18 protein-coding genes and 1 tRNA gene are annotated in these 21,041 nt (G+C 39.5%); 8 read left to right on the top strand and 11 right to left on the bottom strand.

The genetic code is table 11. The features are described from left to right. Nucleotides 1-80 precede the first annotated feature (80 nt). The 5 genes from J4N25_RS05165 to pfkA all read right to left on the bottom strand — a co-directional run bounded on the left by J4N25_RS05165 (nt 81) and on the right by pfkA (nt 4,665). Entirely contained in the window at nt 81-1,310 is a 1,230-nt protein-coding gene (locus J4N25_RS05165) for an anaerobic sulfatase-maturation protein (protein ID WP_207421072.1), read from the bottom strand. 163 nt (nt 1,311-1,473) lie between these two features. Beyond that, nucleotides 1,474-1,546: transfer RNA gene (locus J4N25_RS05160), tRNA-Phe, on the bottom strand. Nucleotides 1,547-1,828: 282 nt separating this feature from the next. Continuing rightward, on the bottom strand, nt 1,829-2,824 hold the full coding sequence (gene gap / locus J4N25_RS05155; protein ID WP_207421071.1) for a type I glyceraldehyde-3-phosphate dehydrogenase: 996 nt from the start codon (nt 2,822-2,824) through the stop codon (nt 1,829-1,831). Nucleotides 2,825-2,829: 5 nt separating this feature from the next. Next, on the bottom strand, nt 2,830-3,678 hold the full coding sequence (locus J4N25_RS05150; protein ID WP_207421070.1) for a hypothetical protein: 849 nt from the start codon (nt 3,676-3,678) through the stop codon (nt 2,830-2,832). Nucleotides 3,679-3,684: 6 nt separating this feature from the next. Then, complete coding sequence (gene pfkA / locus J4N25_RS05145; protein ID WP_207421069.1) at nt 3,685-4,665, bottom strand: 6-phosphofructokinase; 981 nt, start codon at nt 4,663-4,665, stop codon at nt 3,685-3,687. A gap of 131 nt (nt 4,666-4,796) precedes the next feature. Here pfkA and J4N25_RS05140 point away from each other — a divergent pair, with 131 nt between their 5' ends. Beyond that, a complete protein-coding gene (locus tag J4N25_RS05140; protein WP_207421068.1) occupies nt 4,797-5,495 on the top strand; it encodes an NUDIX hydrolase in 699 nt (232 codons plus the stop codon). A 158-nt stretch (nt 5,496-5,653) separates the two neighbouring features. Here J4N25_RS05140 and J4N25_RS05135 read toward each other — a convergent pair whose 3' ends face one another. After that, complete coding sequence (locus J4N25_RS05135) at nt 5,654-6,505, bottom strand: N-acetylglucosamine kinase (protein ID WP_207421067.1); 852 nt, start codon at nt 6,503-6,505, stop codon at nt 5,654-5,656. A 152-nt stretch (nt 6,506-6,657) separates the two neighbouring features. Between J4N25_RS05135 and J4N25_RS05130 the strand changes: the two genes are divergently transcribed. The 4 genes from J4N25_RS05130 (at nt 6,658) to J4N25_RS05115 (ending at nt 10,298) form a co-directional block, all read left to right on the top strand. Beyond that, on the top strand, nt 6,658-7,680 hold the full coding sequence (locus J4N25_RS05130) for a threonine aldolase family protein (protein ID WP_207421066.1): 1,023 nt from the start codon (nt 6,658-6,660) through the stop codon (nt 7,678-7,680). A 404-nt stretch (nt 7,681-8,084) separates the two neighbouring features. Continuing rightward, complete coding sequence (gene epsC / locus J4N25_RS05125; protein ID WP_207421065.1) at nt 8,085-8,897, top strand: serine O-acetyltransferase EpsC; 813 nt, start codon at nt 8,085-8,087, stop codon at nt 8,895-8,897. Between the two features lie 8 nt (nt 8,898-8,905). Further along, nucleotides 8,906-9,778 carry a cysteine synthase CysM gene (gene cysM / locus J4N25_RS05120; protein WP_207421064.1) on the top strand — a complete coding sequence of 291 codons (873 nt, stop codon included), beginning with the start codon at nt 8,906-8,908 and terminating at the stop codon, nt 9,776-9,778. 40 nt (nt 9,779-9,818) lie between these two features. Then, nucleotides 9,819-10,298 carry a hypothetical protein gene (locus J4N25_RS05115; protein WP_207421063.1) on the top strand — a complete coding sequence of 160 codons (480 nt, stop codon included), beginning with the start codon at nt 9,819-9,821 and terminating at the stop codon, nt 10,296-10,298. Nucleotides 10,299-10,352: 54 nt separating this feature from the next. Here J4N25_RS05115 and J4N25_RS05110 read toward each other — a convergent pair whose 3' ends face one another. After that, entirely contained in the window at nt 10,353-10,925 is a 573-nt protein-coding gene (locus tag J4N25_RS05110) for a hypothetical protein (RefSeq protein WP_207421062.1), read from the bottom strand. Nucleotides 10,926-11,465: 540 nt separating this feature from the next. On the opposite strand from J4N25_RS05110, the gene J4N25_RS05105 reads away from it, so the two are divergent. Further along, nucleotides 11,466-14,768: a SusC/RagA family TonB-linked outer membrane protein gene (locus tag J4N25_RS05105; RefSeq protein ID WP_207421061.1), complete on the top strand. Its 3,303-nt coding sequence runs from the start codon at nt 11,466-11,468 to the stop codon at nt 14,766-14,768. Nucleotides 14,769-14,779: 11 nt separating this feature from the next. Continuing rightward, nucleotides 14,780-16,726 (top strand): RagB/SusD family nutrient uptake outer membrane protein, encoded by a 1,947-nt coding sequence (locus J4N25_RS05100; RefSeq protein ID WP_242695779.1) that lies wholly within the window; start codon nt 14,780-14,782, stop codon nt 16,724-16,726. A 107-nt stretch (nt 16,727-16,833) separates the two neighbouring features. On the opposite strand, the gene J4N25_RS05095 is transcribed toward J4N25_RS05100, so the two are convergent. Continuing rightward, complete coding sequence (locus J4N25_RS05095) at nt 16,834-17,307, bottom strand: ribonuclease H-like YkuK family protein (RefSeq protein ID WP_207421060.1); 474 nt, start codon at nt 17,305-17,307, stop codon at nt 16,834-16,836. Nucleotides 17,308-17,473: 166 nt separating this feature from the next. Between J4N25_RS05095 and J4N25_RS05090 the strand changes: the two genes are divergently transcribed. Next, complete coding sequence (locus J4N25_RS05090) at nt 17,474-18,325, top strand: alpha/beta hydrolase (RefSeq protein WP_207421059.1); 852 nt, start codon at nt 17,474-17,476, stop codon at nt 18,323-18,325. Nucleotides 18,326-18,389: 64 nt separating this feature from the next. On the opposite strand, the gene J4N25_RS05085 is transcribed toward J4N25_RS05090, so the two are convergent. From J4N25_RS05085 to J4N25_RS05075, 3 genes are all read right to left on the bottom strand, one after another. Next, nucleotides 18,390-19,718 carry a Gfo/Idh/MocA family protein gene (locus J4N25_RS05085; RefSeq protein WP_207421058.1) on the bottom strand — a complete coding sequence of 443 codons (1,329 nt, stop codon included), beginning with the start codon at nt 19,716-19,718 and terminating at the stop codon, nt 18,390-18,392. 318 nt (nt 19,719-20,036) lie between these two features. After that, nucleotides 20,037-20,306 (bottom strand): hypothetical protein, encoded by a 270-nt coding sequence (locus tag J4N25_RS05080; RefSeq protein WP_207421057.1) that lies wholly within the window; start codon nt 20,304-20,306, stop codon nt 20,037-20,039. Between the two features lie 58 nt (nt 20,307-20,364). After that, on the bottom strand, nt 20,365-20,844 hold the full coding sequence (locus tag J4N25_RS05075) for a response regulator (protein WP_207421056.1): 480 nt from the start codon (nt 20,842-20,844) through the stop codon (nt 20,365-20,367). Between the last annotated feature and the right edge of the window lie 197 nt (nt 20,845-21,041).

Raw genomic sequence — 21,041 nt, 5'->3', positions numbered from 1 at the left:
AGCAGCAATAGAGCTTCCTGGTTTAAGAAAGACAGACAAACGGCTTCTTTCTTAAACCAGGTGTCGTTACCTTACAAAAGTTAATCTCTAAACCTTTTTAAAATAACCTGTCTTTTCACATACATAATATTGGCTGGGGCTCTTTTATGCTTTAGTTCATTAGCCATAAATTTCATGTAAGGCTGAACATAGCCGAAAAAGTGCTTATACCCCTCACACAAGTAGTTTAAGCCCAGGTCGCCTTTTCTGGTAGTACTGATGCGGTTCTTCGGACACTCTCCGTGGCAGTAGTGGTAAACCCTGCAGTTCTTGCATTGCGCTGGTAAGTCTTCTGATTTCTTTTTGTGAAAGTCCAACTGATCCGGATTTTGCAGCAAAGAACTCACATTCTCAGTATTTACATTACCAATCTTGTAGTCGGGATAAACATAATGATCACAGGAAAAGACATCGCCATTATGCTCTATCGCCAGGGCATTATTGCAATCCTTGCCATACAAACATACTCCCGCAGGTTGCCCTGCTTCATTAGCCAGGGTTGCATCAAAAACCTGAATAAAATAAGTACCCACATCTCTTTTCAGCCACTCATTAAAAATATCAACAAGGAACCTGCCGAACTTTAGGGAGGGAACAGACCATGAAGCAATGCGGCTCTCTGATTTGCATTCCGGTAGCACCAGTTTCAACTGCTCAGGCGCCTCGTTTTCGACTATGCGTTCAACTAGTGGAATGAACTGGATGTATGTGCTTCCAATATCTTTAAGAAAATTATACATCCGTAAAGGATGCTCTACGTTTACATTATTAACTACGGTAAGGGTATTAAATTCAACCTTATGCTTTTTAAGTAGCTCAATAGCATTTAGAACTTTCTGAAAAGTTCCTTTTTGGCCTTTATCCACTCTAAACTGATCGTGAAGATCTTCCGGTCCATCTATTGAGATTCCTATAAGGAAATTGTTTTTGCTGAAAAAGGAACACCATTCATCATTAAGAAGAATTCCATTCGTTTGGAAAGAATTGTTGACGATCTTGCCATGTGCGTATTTCTTTTGAAGATCTAATGCTTTTTTGTAAAAATCAATTCCCGCTAGGCAGGGCTCGCCACCCTGCCACACAAACGTTATCTCGTTCCCTGGCTGCTCCTGGATATATTGCCGCGTAAAGTTTTCCAGTGTAAGGTCGCTCATAAAGGTGCTCGCAGATGGAAACAACTTTTCTTTTTCAAGATAATAACAATAGGCGCAATCGAGGTTACAGGTAGGACCTGCAGGCTTTGCAATGAAGTTAAAAGGATAAGGATTCATTTTACAATCACTAAAATAGCAAGGTAGGATATGTGGCTGGATTAGAAGATGATGAAGATCACAGAAGCTACTTTTATTAAAGGTAACTTTAAAACTATGGGAGGTAGATAATCGCTAAAAGCAAAAAAGGCCTTTTTCCTAAGAAAAATGCCTTTTTATTTTGTGGTATCAGCTGGAATCGAACCAGCGACACAAGGATTTTCAGTCCTTTGCTCTACCAACTGAGCTATGATACCGTCCCTTTTGGTGATGCAAATGTAAAGTCTTTTTTCTGATATGCAAACTTTATAAAACGTTTTTTTCGTGCTTTTAAGGCTATGGCGAGCGGCTTTTACTAGAACAGCCTAAGGATCAGAAGTAAAAGAGTTATCAGCTGGGTAAAAAATCTGTTAATTTTTTTTTAAGATTTAGGTCAATAGGGGAGTGTTCGAAGTTTCTGACGATTTTTACAGGAATATAAGTAAACAAAAAAGTCCCTGCCGGTAGGGCTGGGACTTTCACAATCGTAAATTGTAAGACTACAAAGTACCGATCAATTGAACTAAGTCAATGATCTTGTTTGAATATCCCCATTCGTTATCGTACCAAGATACAACTTTAACGAAGTTTTCATTCAGAGCGATACCAGCTTTAGCATCAAAGATTGAAGTACGAGCATCACTTAAGAAATCCGTAGAAACTACTTCGTCTTCAGTATAACCTAAGATACCTGCCAATTCGCCTTCAGAAGCTTCTTTCATTGCAGCTTTGATTTCTTCATAAGAAGCAGGTTTGTCTAATTTAACTGTTAAGTCAACTACAGAAACGTCTGCAGTAGGAACGCGAAACGCCATACCAGTTAATTTACCTTTTAATTCAGGGATAACCAATGCAACCGCTTTTGCAGCACCTGTAGAAGAAGGGATGATGTTTTGGTAAGCACCACGTCCACCTCTCCAGTCTTTCGCTGAAGGACCGTCAACAGTTTTTTGAGTAGCAGTAACCGCGTGGATAGTACTCATTAAACCTTCAACGATTCCGAACTTGTCGTTTAACACCTTAGCGATTGGAGCTAGACAGTTAGTAGTACAAGATGCGTTAGAAACAATATTTTGATCTGCTTTTAGTGACTTGTGGTTTACACCCATTACGAAAGTAGGAGTGTCGTCTTTTGCCGGAGCAGACATAACTACCTTTTTAGCACCAGCCTGGATATGCTTTCCAGCTGTTTCCTGGGTTAAGAATAAACCAGTTGATTCGATTACTACTTCAGCACCAACTTCATCCCATTTAAGGTTTGCAGGGTCTTTTTCAGCAGTAACACGGATAGTTTTTCCATTAACAACAAGGTTGCCATCTTTAACCTCGATTGTTCCTTTGAACTGTCCATGAGTTGAATCATATTTTAGCATATAGGCCATGTAATCTGGTTCAACAAGGTCGTTGATACCTACAATTTCAATGTCAGCACGCTCTACAGCAGCTCTAAATGCTAAACGGCCAATACGACCGAATCCGTTAATTCCAACTTTCATTTCTATTAATTTTTATTCGTGTAATAATTTAAAATACTATAAATAGGCTTCCTGATGATCATAGCAATCTCTAATCCATAATGTGTAGCGGTCTCTTTCAAAATGTCCTGGAAAACATCAGCAACGGCACCAGTAAAATACAGAGATGAATTGGGGTGTTTCTCTGCTAAGGGAAGGATATATGTCTCAAAGTATAATTTCATGCCCCTTCTGACCAGGCTGCTTACATAATCTTCATCACTATATTCTGCCAGGAACTCGGTGAATGAAGTAAGATAGAGTACTGGTTGTGAATGCCGGTACACTTTATCCAGAATTTGCTTGCGCTCAGGATGGTATTTCTGTACAAATATATGCTCAAATTTCTTTGGCATTGTACCTGTGAGGTAATCTTTTAATAAATTTCTTCCAAGCCAGTTTGCTGAGCCCTCATCTGCAAGGATATACCCTAGACCAAAATTATTTTCTTTGATCTTGCGACCGTTGTAATAAGCCGCATTACCTCCGCTTCCGAGAACACAAATGATCCCGGGTTTATTACCTGCAGTTGCAAGCGCTGAAGCAGAAAGGTCATGATCAACTATTACTTTTGCGTACCTGAAGAATTCAGTAAAAGCTTCAGAAATAATCTCTTTTCGGTCTTTTGAGGAAGCTCCGGCTCCAAAGAAATAGATTTTTTTTATCTCTTCGGCGTAATTGATCAGCTCGTTGTTTTTGTTCAACAGCGAGCTGATGGATTTTTTTCCTGTAAGATAGGGGTTGATGCCGGGAGTTCTGAATTCAGAGATAATTTGCCCCTTATCCGATAATTTCCAGTCAGCATTTCTTGAACCACTATATATTACAGCAATCATTCTTTTCTATATCGACAAAATATTAGCCATTTCCAACAAATCCTCTTCCAATTTAAAAGTATGATTGTGGATTGCTTCATGCAGGTCGGTTAGTTCGACTTTATTATTCCTTAAGCCAACCATCTTACGATTCTCACCTGCCAGAAGTGATTTAACGGCTGCATAACCTAAACGCCCACCTAAAACACGGTCAAAACTGCTTGGAGAACCACCGCGCTGCAAATGTCCTAAAATCGTAACTTTTATGTCGTAAAAATTGAATTTTTCTTTTACTCTTTTTGCAACATTGTATGCACCGCCGTTCTTATCTCCCTCAGCGATGATCACAATGCTCGACGTTTTTTTCTCAGCACTCTGCTCTAGCTTCTCTATAAGTTCATCAATCGCAGTTTCCTTTTCGGGGAGCAGGATTGCTTCTGCACCACCGGCAATACCAGCATGCAGTGCAATACAACCCGAATCACGGCCCATCACCTCTACAAAAAATAACCTGTCGTGAGATGCTGCAGTGTCGCGGATCTTGTCGATCGCATCGATAACCGTGTTTGTAGCGGTATCGTATCCTAAAGTATAATCAGAACCGTAGAGATCATTGTCTATTGTGCCGGGAACGCAAACAACTGGTATGTCGAATTCCCTCGATAAGAACTCAGCACCTGTAAATGTACCGTCGCCTCCAATGGGAACTAAGGCGTCAATTCCTTCTTCTTTTAAGTTTTTATAAGCAAAAGCACGTCCTTCGGGAGTTCTGAAATCCATACACCGGGCTGTTTTTAAAACGGTACCGCCCATTTGGATTATATTACGTACCGAACGTGCGTCCATCGGTACGAACTTCTTATCAATCATGCCCTGATAGCCTTGTTGAATACCAACAACTTCTTTGCCCATATATATGGCAGTCCTTACAACTGCTCTGATACAGGCATTCATTCCTGGGGCATCACCTCCTGAAGTAAATACACCAATTTTTTTTATTTCTGCCACGACTGAAAAAATTAATTGCCGAATATAGGTGTATTTCCTACACTAAGTTAAAAAATATAGAAATATTTTTCCACTTTTGTGCGGGATATAACCACCAATAAAGATAAGGCTTAATTTTAATAATAATCATTTTGCAAACCGCACTGCCAAAATTTGATTCTGTATTCTCTGTCGACTGTGTCATCTTCGGCTTTGAAGAAGGTGTCCTGAAAATTCTTCTGATAGAACGTAACGAAGAGCCTTTTAAAGACTGGTGGGCTCTACCCGGCTTATTCGTTGCCCCAGATGAGAGTATTGATGAAGGTGCAGAACGAATACTTCATGAGTTGACCGGTTTGAGCAATATCTATATGGAGCAGCTTTATACTTTCGGGGATGTAAATCGCCACCCGGAAGGACGGGTTATAACCGTTGCTTATTACGCTCTAATCCGCCTAAGCGGGAAGAATGAATTGCATCCTCACTCACAGTATGCCAGAAAAGCCTTCTGGCACCCGGTGAACGACCTGCCAAAGCTAGCGTTTGACCACTCTCTTATCTTTGAGAAAAGTTTGGAAAAGATCAGACGCAGAATAAGCTACCAACCAATCGCTTTCGAGCTATTACCGGAAAAATTTACCCTTACGCAGTTGCAGAATGTTTACGAGGCGATCTTAAGTAAGAAGCTTGATAAACGTAATTTCCGCAAGAAGATGCTGAATTATGGTATTTTGAAGGAACTTGATGAGAAGCAACGCGGTGTGTCTTATCGTGCTGCCACCCTGTATAAATTTGATCGCCGGAAGTATGCTAAACTATTTCAAAAGGAATTGTCATTCATGAAGGAATAGCAACCATTAAATATCACCATGAATCCGAAGAGCCTCAAAATGTGAACGAGAATGAGAAGGTGAAGCAGGTGACGGTCTTTTCGATCGTGGAAAGTCGCAAAAAAAGGGTTTAGTATTTGATTTACTAAACCCTTTTTAATTGTGGATTGCTTCCCACCCTAGCTCTTATGCTCTACATGGTATTCCACCAGATTGTCTATTGGCGACCGGACTAATTCGCCCAATTGCATTCCATGTTCTCCCGCAACTTCCTCCAAAATATCCCTGAAACTATATGCAACTGAACCAATGCAGTTGAATGAGTAGTTCTGATAATCAGGGTAGTGGGTAACGAGATTTTTAAAGAAATCGGTAAAAGATTGCTTTACAATTCCTCGCGTATATGTCCTGTCGGAAGTTTCCTCATACACGAATTTGCTAAAACTAGCACAAAACCTGTTTGCTAAAGGTTTCGAATAAACGTTTTCCTGAATGTCGTCAGGAGTAAGTTTAAAGGCGTTCCAAAAGCTTTCTCTAACGCTTTCCGGCATATAACCACGCAAATAGTCGATCAATAGCTTTTTCCCAATATGGCATCCACTTCCTTCATCTCCCAAAATATAAGCTCCTGAATCAATCTGACTTACAATCTCTTTTCCGTCATAGATACAGGTATTGGTACCGGTTCCAAGGATAGCAGCAAATCCCGGCTTATCACCTAACAGCGCTCTTGCAGCAGCCAGAAGGTCATGACCTACAAATATCTTACTATGAGTGAAAACCTGAGCAAAGGCATCTCTTATTTCACCTGCTTTTTCCTCATTATGTACTCCCGCTCCATAAAAGTTCACTTCTGTAATTGCAGGGAGATCAAGATCTGCAGGCAAATTTTTTTTTAAAGATTCTACGATGTATTCCTTCGTTACAAAATAGGGATTGTATCCTTCAGTATTAAAATATACTTTTTTGTTCTCGTTATTTAGGAGACACCAGTTTGTTTTAGTTGATCCTCCGTCTGCAATAATGATCATTTCTTATAATTTAGGTAGCTAATGTAAAAAAAACCTGAAAACTTTAAATGCCATATCGCCTTTATTGTTTTAAGAAATCAGCTAAGCCTGTAATAAAAGTAATTTGTCATAGAGATGCTGCTTCTATCCCTTTAAATACGTTAATTTGAATTATGACTATTGATCTTCGCAGCGATACTGTAACTCAGCCAACAAAAGAAATGCTTGAAGTAATGTTTGAAGCAAGGGTAGGTGACGACGTATATGAAGAAGATGAAACAGTAAATGCATTAGAAGAAAAGCTGGCCCAGATGTTTGGAAAACCAGCAGGTCTGTTCTGCCCTTCGGGAACCATGACCAATCAAATAGCTATTAAGATCCAGACAAACCCGCTTGACGAAGTAATATGTGATAGGACATCACACGTATATCTCTACGAAGGAGGAGGAATGGCTTTTAATTCAGGAGTCTCAATCAGGACTATCAAAGGTGATCGTGGACGCTTGTCTGCCGAACAGATCGAGGCTAATATCAACCCTCATAATATTCACCATGCTATCAGCAGGTTGATCGTTCTTGAAAATACGGCAAACAGAGGCGGAGGTAGTTATTATACTTTAGATGAAATTGAGCCTATTTATCATTTGGCAAAACTGAAAAAGCTTTCCCTGCATTTGGATGGAGCCAGGATTTTTAATGCATTGGTAGAAACAGGCGAGCAGGCAAAAGATTACGGACATTTCTTCGACACGATCTCTATTTGCTTGTCCAAAGGACTTGGAGCCCCGGTAGGCTCAGTTTTACTGGGAGATATTGATGTGATTAGACGAGCCAGAAGGATACGAAAAGTTTTAGGAGGAGGAATGAGACAAGCTGGATATTTAGCAGCTGCTGGAATTTATGCTTTGGATCATAACATAAGCCGATTAAAGGATGATCACTTGCATGCCAAAGTCATAGGAAGAGAGCTTGAGACACTTTCAGTTGTGGAAAGAGTTCTTCCTGTAGATACTAACATCATTATAGCCGAACTCGGCGGCAACACATCGGCAGATAGTTTCGTCAGTCACTTGGAGAAACACGGCGTCAGAACCTCCTCGTTTGGTCCTCATCACGTTCGTTTAGTTACACATTTAGGCGTAAAAGCCTCAGATGTAGACTATGTACTCGCCAGTCTTAAAAAAGAATTTCATTAATTCTATCTTCCCGTCTGTCATAAACTGTTTTAACACTTCTCAATCCAGTGTAAGTAGTCAACTTAACTTTAACGATAAGGTGCTAGTATGCCTTTGTACTAACAAATGACTTCTCCGTTCCGATTGAAATACCATTCAAGTACGTTTCAAGTACGTATAAAATACCGTCTCCAAAAATATTTGAAACGAAGTTTTCTCGTGTTTAATTCCTACTCCTAAAGGCTCAGTGTTTAACTCTGGGTTAATCTTCTCATTGAGCATCCAGCTGGCATACAATAAAAAACAATTTGGGGTAGTTTGGAGTAGGTTTATCAAATGAATACAGGTATAGATTTTTACACAGAAACAAGATTCTTTTTCCTAAAATTGCAAATGCCTTTTTTGAGGAGATTAGGCTTGCTGGTATGAACGAGGATTTCTACAAATACATCTTTGATAAGCATCAACACATTGAAGCTGTCCCATCTAATGAGGAAATTGCAACCTGGGCACTGAGAGTGATCAGACTGCTTTATCCCGAACAAGCGAAAACGATCTTTGCTTCTGTAAATGAAATAGAGCTGCAGTTAAGAGGACTGGAAGAAGAACTGAAGAAGATTATGGATGCTACCACCGCTTGTCGCGATTGTGATAACGTACGTAGAGCAAGTTTATTTTTTCAAAATCTTCCTGAGTTATATCGCGTTCTAAATACAGACGTACGAGCTATCCTTGATGGAGATCCCGCAGCTAAAAGCGAATTTGAAGTGATCCGAACTTACCCCGGTTTTTATGCAATTTCATTCTACAGATTGGCTAATGCATTATATAAACTGGAGATACCATTATTGCCTCGTATACTTACTGAATTCGCTCATTCTAAAACCGGTATTGATATTCATCCAGGTGCTGAAATAGGAGAATTTCTTCATATCGACCACGGGACAGGTATTGTGATCGGGGAGACTACAGTGATCGGCAAAAATGTAAAGCTTTACCAGGGAGTAACTTTAGGTGCGCTGAGTGTCGAAAAGCAAATGGCCTCAACAAAGAGACATCCTACAGTGGAAGACAATGTGGTGATTTACTCAGGAGCAACGATTCTGGGTGGCGAGACTATTGTTGGGCACCACAGCATTATTGGAGGAAATGTATGGGTAACGAAATCAGTTCCTCCTCATTCCATCGTTTACCACGAAGCCAGAATAAAGGTGGTAGAAAGACAAGTTAAACATTAGAACTTACAATGGCGGGACTTATAGATTTAGTGGGTAAGACTCCACTGGTTGAAATAAACAGACTTAATAACAACCCTAACGTTAAGGTATACGCGAAGCTGGAGGGCAATAATCCCGGAGGAAGTGTTAAAGATCGACCAGCTTTGAACATGATAAAGAGTGCCCTGGAAAGGGGCGATATTAAAGCTGGTACAAAGTTAATTGAGGCCACCAGCGGAAATACCGGTATTGCGCTGGCAATGATTGCGCGATTGTTCGATCTTGAAATTGAGTTGGTCATGCCAAGCAATTCTACCAAGGAGAGAACTTTAACGATGGAAGCATTTGGGGCGAAAGTAACTTTGCTGGAAGGGATTGAAGCTTGCCGCGATTATGCAGAAGAGAAGGGAGCGAGCGGAGATTATTTTCTCTTAAATCAATTTGCCAATGCGGATAACTACATGGCCCACTACAAGACTACTGGTCCTGAAATCTGGAACGACACTAACGGAGAAATAACTCATTTTGTGAGTGCCATGGGAACCACGGGAACAATTATGGGCAATTCTATGTATCTCAAGGAAAAAAATCCCGATATTCAAATTGTGGGATGTCAGCCTACAGAAGAGTCGTCAATTCCTGGAATAAGACGCTGGCCTGTTGAGTATTTACCTAAAATCTTTGACCCTAAACGTGTTGACAGGGTCATTGATATTTCACAGGCCGATGCAACTGAAATGACCAGGCAACTGGCAAGAGTTGAAGGGATATTTGCAGGTATGAGTAGTGGAGGAGCGGCTGTGGCAGCATTGAAGGTTGCATCAGAACTTGAAAGAGGCGTTGTGGTATTTATAGTCTGCGATAGGGGCGACAGGTACCTGAGCAGTGATTTATTCGGTTAATTCTAAACAATCCTTCAAATATTCTCTTTTTATTTTTAATATGAGGATATTGTCAGCTATTGGAGGAGGATTAGCGGGAGCTACTGCCCTCAATTTATTACATGAGGTGACGAGGCGATTGGATAAAGATGCGCCAAGGATGGACTTGATGGGAATGGATGCTTTGTCTAAAGGCTTAACTAAAGCTGGTCAGCCCGTTCCTAAAGATGATAATTTGTATAAGTTAACCCTTGCGGGTGATATTATAAGTAATACCTTTTATTACAGCCTCGCTGCCGCAGGGAGGAAAAAATACGTATTACCGAAGGGGACAGCATTGGGATTGCTTGCTGGACTAGGGGCATTGTTTTTACCTCAGCAGCTCGGACTTAACCCTGTTCACAGTAATAAAACCCTGAAGACTCAGTTGCTTACTACTAGTTTCTACCTTTTCGGAGGGATCCTAGCGTCTTATGTAGCCAAGAAAATAGAGGAACGTTTAAATAAGCAAACCGACAGTCACCCCTATTTATGGGTATAAAACAAAAAAGCCGCTTTAATATAAGGCGGCTTTTTTGTTTGAAGCGGTTGACCATTAGTTTTTTCCTTTACCTCCTCCATTTCCATTTCCTTTACCACCGCCATTCCCTTTACCACCGCCGTTTCCATGTCCACCGCCATTTCCTCCTTTACCGGCATTTCCATTCCCGCCTGCTTTAAAATTTGCAGATCCGCCAGTTTTTATTTTTGAACCTCCTCCTTTAGAATTGTTCGCAGCAACTCTATTACCAGCGTTCTTTTGTCTAATCGTAACTTGAGCCCCTTTTTTGTTTTTATAACCTACATACTTTACTCTATCGTCCTCAAATTGAAGGTAAGGCGTTGGCCTATTAATAACTACTTTATAACCATTAAATAAATTGTAGCCCTGATAATGGGAAGGTAAAGCATTAGCGAACACCCATTGGCCATTATTCAGATAGATGAACTGTTTCTTATGAACATAGTAATAACTCTCAATATCCGGCAGATAATAATAGTCGACGTGGTTGTAGCCGGCTGGCCCCCAAGAGGGTTGAGACCCGAGATTGATATTAACATTGACCTGTCCTTTTGAGTCAATATTTACTGCAAGTGTAAGCAGCAAACAAAAAAATAACTTTCTCATAATATATCTAAGTTTTGTGTGTTTAATGTGTATTAACAAGTCGGATAAACAATTGTTAAATCAATTCTTTTAGTGCATTAGATCAATTTTATAAGTTCGTTTCGTAGTAACTTTGTTACACAGCAAACGTACAAGTGCTGTTGGATATGCTGGGTTGGAATGATCGAGAGTGTGAATTTTCCCTCCTTTATGCAAAATCTTATTAAAATGATGGTTACACTTAATTAAGTGGATGGAAGGATATGGACATAAATTAACAGGATGAGTCATGGTGCGATCAGGGGTTTAGCTCGCAACAGAAGGTGAAATCGTTCCCGGCAACGATTGCACAAATTTTTATCTAGCAAACGATTTTTTTTGAATTGAAACTCGTTAACATTGTTCCTGATTCAACCAATTAAGAGCTTTAGCCCTTAAAAAAACGGAACATTAAACAAAAAAACTACAAAATGTGGGGTGGGAAGACTATGTCTTTTTACCTAAAGAAAAGGAAAGTTTATAATTAAATTCTAAATAAACCTAATAGTTAATTAATATTTTATGAGGAAAGCAATACTATTGTTGTGTGGTCTGTTCGCCGTCATGGTAACAGCATTTGCACAGACCCGGCAGGTAACGGGAACAGTTGTAGATAAGAGTGGCGAGGCTCTTATTGGAGTTAGTGTGGGTGTGAAAGGTACGAGCACAGGAGTTAGTACTGATGTAAAGGGTAATTTCAAAATTAATGTGCCTGCTTCTGGTAGTCAAATTTTAGTATTTAGATACGTTGGCTTTAAGACGAAAGAAGTAGCAGTAGGAGATCAATCTCAAATCAAGGTTACTCTGCAAGACGATGTCACTACTCTACAAGAAGTTCAAGTAACTGTAAATGTTGGTTACGGAATGACTTCTTCTAAAGAAGCATTAGCCGGAGCTGTATCGTCGGTAGGGTCAAAAGAGTTGAAAGATAATCCTCAAAATTCATTGGGGGAAGCACTTGCAGGTAAACTAGCAGGGGTTCAAATTGCGGTTGCAGAGGGTGTCCCTGGCGCTGATGTGGAGATTAATGTTCGTGGAAGGAATTCAATTACTCAGAACGGATCTCCTTTATTCATTGTAGACGGAGTACAGGTAGAAAATGCTTTAAACACCCTTTCTCCCCAGGATATCCAGAGCATTGACGTATTAAAAGACGCAGCCTCGACTGCAATTTATGGTGCCAGAGGTTCTAATGGTGTAATGATCATCACTACTAAAGGTGGACGGAATACGAATGGTAAAACAACAGTAAGTTATAATGGGTTCGTAGGATTGCAGAAACTAAGCAATCAGTTGGATATGATGAATCCCTATGATTTCGTTCAATTCCAGTATGAGCGTTTTAAGATCACTAATGACTCTACTCTAATAACCAGATATATAGGGAACACTAACAACTATGCTGGGGTGTCAAATTATGTTAATACACCAGCTTTTAACTGGCAGGACCAAATGTTTGGAAGAAATGCTTTTCAAACCACACATAATGCTAGTATAAATGGTGGTACCGACAAAACTCAGTATAATTTAAGTTTGACTCACAATGGTGAGGAAGGTCTCTTGATGAATTCTGACTATAACAGGAACATTGTGAACTTCAGATTTGATCAAAAGGCTTCAGACAAATTTAAAGTAGGATTCAACGTAAGGTACAGCAATCAGGAGGTAAATGGTGCTGGAACATCTGATCAAGGAGGTGCTGGATCTAATAATCTTAGGCAAATCGTGAGGTTCAAACCATTTTTCCAGCCTGGCGAAGGGGTTGATTTTTATGATGCTGAGCTGGCTCTCGAAACTAATGGCGCTGGTTTGTCACTTATTAATCCGGTGCAACTCTCCAATGCTCAATACAGGAAAAGAACCACTAATGTGTTGAATATTAATGGATATGGTAATTACAGTTTAACTAAAAAATTGTCTCTTCGTTCTACTGTTGGTTACGATATTAATAATCAGGATACGAAAGCTTTCGATGATACCATAACCAATGTTGCTAAAACCTACGGTACCTTACCTGTATTAGGACGGAATGTTAGGAAAATTGCAACTTTCAATAACTCCAACGTACTTAGTTATTCTAACAGAGAGTTCTTGAAAAATAAGAAAAGCTCTTTGGATGCGATATTAGGACAAGAGTTCTACTTGACTAATACAACCAATAACTTTTTAGAGCTACGGTACTTCCCAGCTGGAACAACAGCAGAAACGGCTTTTGCGAACAATGTTCTAGCCGCTGCACCTACAGGGTATGTTCAGCCGACGCCAACATCATCTTCTGTAGATATTCATAATCTTTCTTTCTTTTCAAAGGTAAACTATTCTTATAGCGGGAAGTACATCGCTTCCCTAACCTTCCGGGCTGATGGAAGTTCGATCTTTGCTCCTGGAAAGCAGTGGGGATATTTTCCTTCAGCTCAAGTTGCGTGGAGATTCTCTGAAGAAAGCTTTATGAAGAATCAACAGGTATTATCAAGTGGAAAGATACGGTTAACTTATGGTACTGCGGGTAATAATAGAATTGACCCATATCAGTGGACTTCTGTTTACGGTGTAGGTAATAATTATTCGTACTATTTAAATGGTGCTGCTTCCCCGGGCTTAGTGGTTCCTAGCTTACAAAACCCAGATTTGAAGTGGGAAACTATTGTATCTCGAAATCTCGGTTTTGACTTGGAATTTTTTAGAGGTCGCGTGAATTTAACAGCAGACTTTTATAACAACATAACTAAGGATTTGCTTGTACACAATGCTATACCTGCTCAAAATGGTTATGATAGACAGTTCCAAAATGTCGGTTCAACTCGTAATAAGGGTATGGAATTCCAACTAGGAGCGTCTGTATTGAAAAAAAGGGATTTCAATTGGAACTCTAACTTCAATATCTCTTTCAATAAAAATACAATCAGGAGCCTCGGTAATCAGCAGTTAATTACATGGAATTCTGGCTGGTACAGCACTAACAACGCTCCTTCGGATTTTGTAACCCAAGTTGGTGGACAAGTTGGAACTATGTATGGTTTGGTAAACGATGGCTTTTATACAATTGATGATTTCGATTCAAAATCGTTCAGCAGTACAAATAATCCATGGGCTTCTACCGAGTATACACTTAAAGCAGATGTTGCCAAAGCTGCAATTCAGTCATCTATTGTTCCTGGAACCCAGAAGTTTAAAGATATCAATGGAGATGGCATAATTAATACTGCTGACTACCAGGTTATTGGCCGGGCTTTGCCCAAATTCACCGGAGGTTTCAGCAATACGCTCAACTATAAGAACTTTGACATGAGTGTATTCTTAAATTTTTCTGTTGGGAACGATGTGTACAATTTTAATAAATTGGAATACAGCAGTACTTATTCAAATGGTGCCAACCTGACATCACTTATGAATAATAGGTGGAGGACGGTTGATCCTTCAACAGGAGAGTTTTTGCAAAGAACAGTCACAGAGGGTGGAGCTTCTAGATTAATAGGAGTATCTCCGGATCAAATTAGAGCGGTCAATGCGAATGCGCAATATTGGACTCCTATGACGGATGTTTCCTGGAACTATGCTCAATCTTTTGCGGTCGAAGACGGTTCATTCCTTCGTGTAAACAACATCACCTTAGGTTACACTTTGCCTAAATCTATAACAAGCAAAGGCAAAATTTCAAGTCTAAGGTTATATGTAACTGGTAATAACCTTGCTACAATTACAGGTTACTCTGGTTATGATCCTGAGGTAAATAGCAGACGTAATAGTCCACTTACGCCAAGTGTAGATTACTCGGCTTATCCTCGTGCACGTAAATATGTTTTTGGTGTTAACATGACCTTTTAATTAAAGTAACAATGAGAAATTCATTTTTAAATAATACAAGAAATTTGCTTACAGCTGCTCTGATAGCTGCTGTAGGTCTCACATCATGCGAGAAATATCTATCGCCGGAAAGTTCTTCTGTTTTAACGGTTGAAACAACCTATGAAAACGTGCCGATGGCGAAGACTGCTCTTGCTGGTATATATAATACACTTTCTGGTGATTTTGGGTACGGTATTAGATTAAGCATGTACTATCCCTATGATAACGATGAAATGATGGGGCAAACGGGAAATACTGTGGATGGAGAGAGAAGAGATATCTCGAGGTATGCCGCAAATTCCTCCAATACTCAATTGGCTCCTGTATATAATAAATTATACGCAGGGATTGAAAGAGCAAACATTTTTATTTATAATCTACCCAAAACCCCCTTGTTTCAAAATTCAACAGGGAACCAATCACTGCAGGTTAAAAGAATGTTAGGGGAAGCCCTAACTCTTCGCGCTCAGTTTTATTTTGAACTAGTTAGAAACTGGGGTGATGTACCTGCACAATGGCAGCCGTCAGCCTTTGAATCTGATCTTTATAAATCAAAGACTGATAGAGACTCTATATACGATCATATTTTAGCTGACTTATTGGTAGCTCAAGACTTGGTGCCCTGGAGAACGGAAATTAGTACAATTGGAGAGCCTACTGATCAGAGAATAACCAAAGGCGCTGTTAAAGCTTTAAGAGCAAGAATTGCCCTGTTTAGAGGAGGCTATTCTTTAAGGAATGATTCTCACTTGATGGAGCGTAGAAGTGATTATAAGAAATACTATCAAATTGCTTATGACGAAACGAAAGCTATTATTGATGCAGGTAAACATAGTTTAATCTCAAGCTATAGGTCTTTGTGGAAAGATTATTTATGTGCACATAATACTAATGATCCTAATGGAGAATTTATGTTCGTTGCAGCTATGGGTGGAGCAACAAGTGCTACCGATAGTAAGTTGGGTATTTATAACGGAACCTCCTTCCTTGGGCAGGGAGGCGGAGCGTTGAGGGTTCTTCCAAATTATTTTTATCTTTTTGATTCTCTAGATGTAAGACGTGATGTTACAGCCGTTCCTTACAGGACGATAGCCGGTAACGTAAAAGAAGGTTTAGCTATCACTTCTATTACCGATGGAAAGTTCAGAAAGGAATGGCTTACAAATCCGGCTTATAATTCTGCTAATACTACGCAGTTCCTTGGCTTAAACTGGCCAATCATTCGCTATTCGGATGTTTTATTGATGTTTGCTGAAGCTGACAACGAATTAAATAATGGACCATCTGCTGCAGCAATTGCAGCTGTAAATGCTGTAAGCCTTAGAGGCCACGATAATGTTCAAGCGAACGTTCTTCCAATCCCTACAGATTATTCTGGGTTTTTTAAATATTTGGTTCGCGAACGTGCATTGGAGTTTGGTGGAGAAGGTATTAGGAAGTATGATTTAATCAGGTGGAATCTTTTATCCAAAGCGATTTCTGAAACCAGAGCGAATTTAACGTTATTACATACCTGGAACTCTGCGAGTACAGCAACATCGATGCTAACTACTCCAATGGTTGCTCCAACCTATATGGCTGGTCCTCCTAGTTATGCTTTAACAAACACTCTTCCAAGATATATGTACTATGTATCGGGAACAACCAACGAAGGTTCCAATCCTTACAACAGGCCGTCTAATCCTGGTATTTGGGCTAGTTCCCTTTACAAAGCATCTACAAGATCTGTTACACCGATAAATGTTGGAACAGGAGTTAATAACGGTATAAGAGTAAACTGGATAGGACCTACCAGTGCTACAAACACGTCGGGTATAAAGACAACATTTAGCGATGTGTTTGCTAGAGGTTTTGTTGAAAATAAAAGTGAGTTGTTGCCGTTTGCAAACGCGACATTACAGGCAAATCCTAATTTGACTCAGAACTACGGCTATTAATAGCCAGAATATTGTGAAACAAGAGGGGCGGTTTAATAACTAGCCCCTTTTGTTTTTATAATGATTTCCATAGAAGGAGACCGCACCACAAATATTAGGCCTCCTCTCTACTGCACAACCTTATTCGCACATGCCGAACTCGCAAATGCTTCCGGTTTGGCTTTGAATACAAATCCCATACTCAAGATATATCCCATAGCCTCGTGCAAGGCCTGGTTCGATTTGAACATTGGATTGGTATTGATATCGGCGTGCACTTCCAGGTCTACGTCGTACAAGTCAAGTAAATCACATAATGCATAAGCGGTTTCAATTGATTTTTGAACTTCCCAAAGCATTCGTTCTTTAATGCTCATTTTTTTGGTGCTCTTCTCCTGATTGATGAACATAAAAGCACCTTTTTTTTCTCTTAAGAATACGATCACTGTGGCGAAGTCGGTGATAGCTCCTTTTACTTGCGAATCTGTACCAATACAGACTTTTAGTTTGTTCCCTAAATTAGACTCTCTTTCAATTGCCCTTTCTACTTCATCTAAAATTGGATTTTGAATAATTTCTCCGCTAAATTTTTTCCAGGTCATATGAGTTGCGATTTTAATGCGTTAAAGACCTATTTAAGCTGCTTTCCTGGCAGATGAGATGGGTCTAATAAAGATATACTTAATGTCTTTAAAGAAATGTGTATTTTTTGTTAACATATTAACAATCAGTACGTAGAAGGTTTAACTACTAATGGAAAAAAGATTTATGATTAGAAAAAAAATGATGTCAGCTGTGTTAATGCTGGCTGTGTTGATGTTGGGCGCATGTAAGAAAAATGAAGAGACGGAGACTAAACCACTTCCGTCTGAAGACATGCTTAATGTCTCCTATGGAGCTAGTACCAGTAATACAATGGATGTGTATCTGCCCGAGAACAGAAGTGCAAATACAAAAGTCCTTGTTTTTATTCATGGCGGGGCTTGGGCAACCGGAGACAAAAGTGAATTTAATTCTTATGCAACTGCGATGAGAGCTAAAGGCTACGCTGTAGTAAATATGAACTATCGTTTGATTGATGTAGGTGGTACCGTTAAATTGCAACAGCAGCTGGATGACGTAAAAGCGGCTATCGATTATGTTTCTTCAAAGACCGCTTCATGGAATGTTTCTGCGAATGTTGCCCTGATTGGAGCAAGCTCGGGAGCTCATCTTGCTATGCTCCATACTTATGCATATAATGTTGACAATAAAGTTAAAACAGTTGTTTCTCTATCTGGTCCAACTAATTTAACTGACACAAGGAACGTCAATATTCAAATGTTGGGTGTTGTCCAATTACTACTTGGAGCTTCTCCAACTGCGAATCCTCAGGCTTATCTGAATGCAAGTCCTCTCTACAAGGTGATTGCTACTTCAAAGCCAACTTTGATTGTTCATGGCCGTCAGGATGTGGTGGTTCCAGTACAACAAGCGATAGATTTGAAGGCGAAATTGGATCAAACAGGAGTAAAAAATAGCCTGGTAATTTATGAAAACATGGGGCACGAAGTCGTTACTTCGACTAATTATGTTCAGTTTATGGCAACATTAGATGCCTGGCTTGCAGCAAATCTTTAACAGGTTTTTATAAGTAGAAAAGGACCGTTTGTATTTGCAAACGGTCCTTTTCTACTTATTGGCATTAACTCTTTATTATCTTAGGCTTCAAGCTGGTTAGTCCTTCGATTTTCACAGGCTTACCACTATCAATACTTTTTCTCGCAGCAATACCAACGAGGATAGACATAGCACCATCTCTGGTGCCGGCAGCTTGCTTGTATTTATCTTCTCCGGGTGTAAAGATCTGCTTTCTTAACCTTATATCACCGCCTCCATGACCCACTTCTGTATTGTCAATCCGGATATACTCTGTTTTTCCAAAGTTCTTGGTTAACTGAAGTTCATCGTATTTCTCCATTTCCCATGGTTGCTTTTCATGGATCCAGGCATCTAATTTACCTTTTCTTCCATTAAAGGAAATACGATAGCCTTCATATGGTGAGTAGGTAGTTAGGGAATAACTAACCTGTACCTTATTTGCATATTTGATCTGAACGGCCATTTTATCAAAAATGTCGATATCTTCCTTCCACACACAGCCATCCCTTAAATAGCCATCATGTTTTTCATTCTCCACATATAATTTCATCAAACGCTCGTCTTTCGTTATGTCGAAGTAGAAGTTGCATTTGTCTTTGTGTGGACAAGGACGGCAATGCGAATACCGGAAAGAATTGTTTTTACCGTAATGCTCCAGTGAGCCATAAGCAAATACCTCTTCTGGTTCTGAGTTTAGCCACCAGTTGAGCAGATCAAAGTGATGGGTTGATTTGTGCACTAGGAGAGTTCCACTGTTTTCTCTCTTTCTATGCCATCTTCTGAAATAGTCGGCCCCATGAGATGTATCAAGATACCAATGAAAATCCACCGATGTAACTTCACCAATTGCTCCACTATTCAATAGTTCATAGATCTTCTGGCGGTGGGGGGAATACCGGTAGTTGAAAGTAACATGTACTTTTTTACCTGTTCTTGCTTCTGCGTCTATAATTGCCTGACACTTTGTTTCATCAGTGGTCATGGGTTTTTCTGTCACAATATCACAGCCAGCCTCAAGGCCTTTAATGATCATCTCGTCGTGCGTATTGTCTACGGTAGTAACAATTAAAATTTCAGGCTTTTGTTCCTTCAGCATTTTGTCCAGATCCGTGTACGTTTTGCAATTAACGTTCATAAGCTTTTTAGCTGTTTGTACACGCCCCGGATTCTTATCGCAAAGACCAACGAATTCTATAACATTGCTATGTTCTTTTAATACTTCGCTTCCCCACATTCCTGTACCCCTATGGCCGGTACCAACCATAGCCACTTTTTTCTTCTTTAATTCGAGGGTATCGGCTAATAAATTATTTGTAAGAAGTGTTCCCGCCAAGACCGTTCCGGTCTGCTGTAAAAATTTCCTTCGTTCCATAATTGGTTTTAGTTCAGCACTAATTTAATAGAATTACGGCAAGAATAAAGCACTTCATTAAGCAGGAGAAATCCGAAATCGATCCCGTAATGAAAAAGTTACTGAACTATTTAAATTATTAATTACAGGCGGGGTAGCATAATGATTTACCCAAGGAAATGATCCAACGGTAGGATTTTATTTATTGAATTTTAAGGGGGTTGGTAGTGTGATAAAAGGGAGTAGCGGAGGACAAGGCAAGGAAACTTATTATACAAAGCTTAGCAGAGAAGCAACTTATAGATTGCCTCTACTAAGCTTTGCAACAGAGTTTTTATGTTAACGTTTCGTCGTATCAGCAGGACCTTTGTAGTCTCTTCTAACACGAGTGTATTTGTTACTAAAACCAATTACTGCAGCGGCAACCAGGAATGCTACGCAGACAAAGAACCAGAATGAGTTAAGCCAGTTCTTATTTGTTCCGGCGCTATTGCTTAAATCGCTGTCGGCAATGTTTACAGCGAATGCAGATGCATGAGTAAACAGAACAATAAGGCAGCTAAACAATACTTTACCGGCGGAATGATATAAATTTTTTACAGTCTTCATCTTGTGCTTTGTTTAAAACGGGAACAAGATAAGGCTTTTAAATGTTCTTACATAGATTTTATGCAATTTCACGAAGCTTCTCAGACAGTTCGGCCGGCTCAATTTCCTTGTCCAAAGTTCCATTATATCCCGCCTGCAACAATTCATCTTTTAAATGCACAGTTGCTTCATCGATCAGGGCGATTAATAAAGACTTATCATCAATTTTATCAACAAATTGCTTATACAAACTTACAGCTTCTGCGCTAACATCTTTGATATCTACCAGTACTGCCCTATACGAGTTACGGTGGATAAATTCCAAAGCTTGCTTATCTGTTTCGGCTATATGTACTCTTCCATTCCATTTTTCAATAGACCTGCCGAAAACAAAGCTAGTAAAAGGATCATCTGACACAATTAGAAATTGTGATTTATTCAAATCGACAGACGTCTTTGGTTCGGTAGCATAAAATTTTGATGTAGAGCGTGGAATCAAATAGTTCTTAACAAACTCTTTGAAACTTAAAGGAAAATTATAACCTGGTAAACTTATCATTCTCGTACTGTTGTATTACATAACAAAAATACGTTTTTGATGATATTGTTTCAAGGAATCCTGTGTTAAATTTTTATTATTTCAATAAAAATAAAAAAACGTTGTCTTTTTGATAAATATTAGAGTTGGCTAAAGAAATTTTCCGTTATTGTTGCAAGTTTCACAATAATAGATTTATGACTTAGAAAATAAGATTA

This window comes from Desertivirga brevis, assembly GCF_017355835.1.
The sequence above is the reverse complement of the archived record's forward strand: the minus strand, read 5'-3'. Positions and strand labels throughout refer to the sequence as shown.

What these genes read in the sequence shown, in the direction of transcription:
- J4N25_RS05165 (WP_207421072.1), bottom strand. Translation starts at nt 1,310, where the DNA reads ATGAATCCTTATCCTTTTAACTTCATTGCAAAGCCTGCAGGTCCTACC.
- gap (WP_207421071.1), bottom strand. Translation starts at nt 2,824, where the DNA reads ATGAAAGTTGGAATTAACGGATTCGGTCGTATTGGCCGTTTAGCATTT.
- J4N25_RS05150 (WP_207421070.1), bottom strand. Translation starts at nt 3,678, where the DNA reads ATGATTGCTGTAATATATAGTGGTTCAAGAAATGCTGACTGGAAATTA.
- J4N25_RS05135 (WP_207421067.1), bottom strand. Translation starts at nt 6,505, where the DNA reads ATGATCATTATTGCAGACGGAGGATCAACTAAAACAAACTGGTGTCTC.
- J4N25_RS05130 (WP_207421066.1), top strand. Translation starts at nt 6,658, where the DNA reads ATGACTATTGATCTTCGCAGCGATACTGTAACTCAGCCAACAAAAGAA.
- epsC (WP_207421065.1), top strand. Translation starts at nt 8,085, where the DNA reads ATGAACGAGGATTTCTACAAATACATCTTTGATAAGCATCAACACATT.
- cysM (WP_207421064.1), top strand. Translation starts at nt 8,906, where the DNA reads ATGGCGGGACTTATAGATTTAGTGGGTAAGACTCCACTGGTTGAAATA.
- J4N25_RS05115 (WP_207421063.1), top strand. Translation starts at nt 9,819, where the DNA reads ATGAGGATATTGTCAGCTATTGGAGGAGGATTAGCGGGAGCTACTGCC.
- J4N25_RS05110 (WP_207421062.1), bottom strand. Translation starts at nt 10,925, where the DNA reads ATGAGAAAGTTATTTTTTTGTTTGCTGCTTACACTTGCAGTAAATATT.
- J4N25_RS05105 (WP_207421061.1), top strand. Translation starts at nt 11,466, where the DNA reads ATGAGGAAAGCAATACTATTGTTGTGTGGTCTGTTCGCCGTCATGGTA.
- J4N25_RS05100 (WP_242695779.1), top strand. Translation starts at nt 14,780, where the DNA reads ATGAGAAATTCATTTTTAAATAATACAAGAAATTTGCTTACAGCTGCT.
- J4N25_RS05095 (WP_207421060.1), bottom strand. Translation starts at nt 17,307, where the DNA reads ATGACCTGGAAAAAATTTAGCGGAGAAATTATTCAAAATCCAATTTTA.
- J4N25_RS05090 (WP_207421059.1), top strand. Translation starts at nt 17,474, where the DNA reads ATGATTAGAAAAAAAATGATGTCAGCTGTGTTAATGCTGGCTGTGTTG.
- J4N25_RS05085 (WP_207421058.1), bottom strand. Translation starts at nt 19,718, where the DNA reads ATGGAACGAAGGAAATTTTTACAGCAGACCGGAACGGTCTTGGCGGGA.
- J4N25_RS05080 (WP_207421057.1), bottom strand. Translation starts at nt 20,306, where the DNA reads ATGAAGACTGTAAAAAATTTATATCATTCCGCCGGTAAAGTATTGTTT.
- J4N25_RS05075 (WP_207421056.1), bottom strand. Translation starts at nt 20,844, where the DNA reads ATGATAAGTTTACCAGGTTATAATTTTCCTTTAAGTTTCAAAGAGTTT.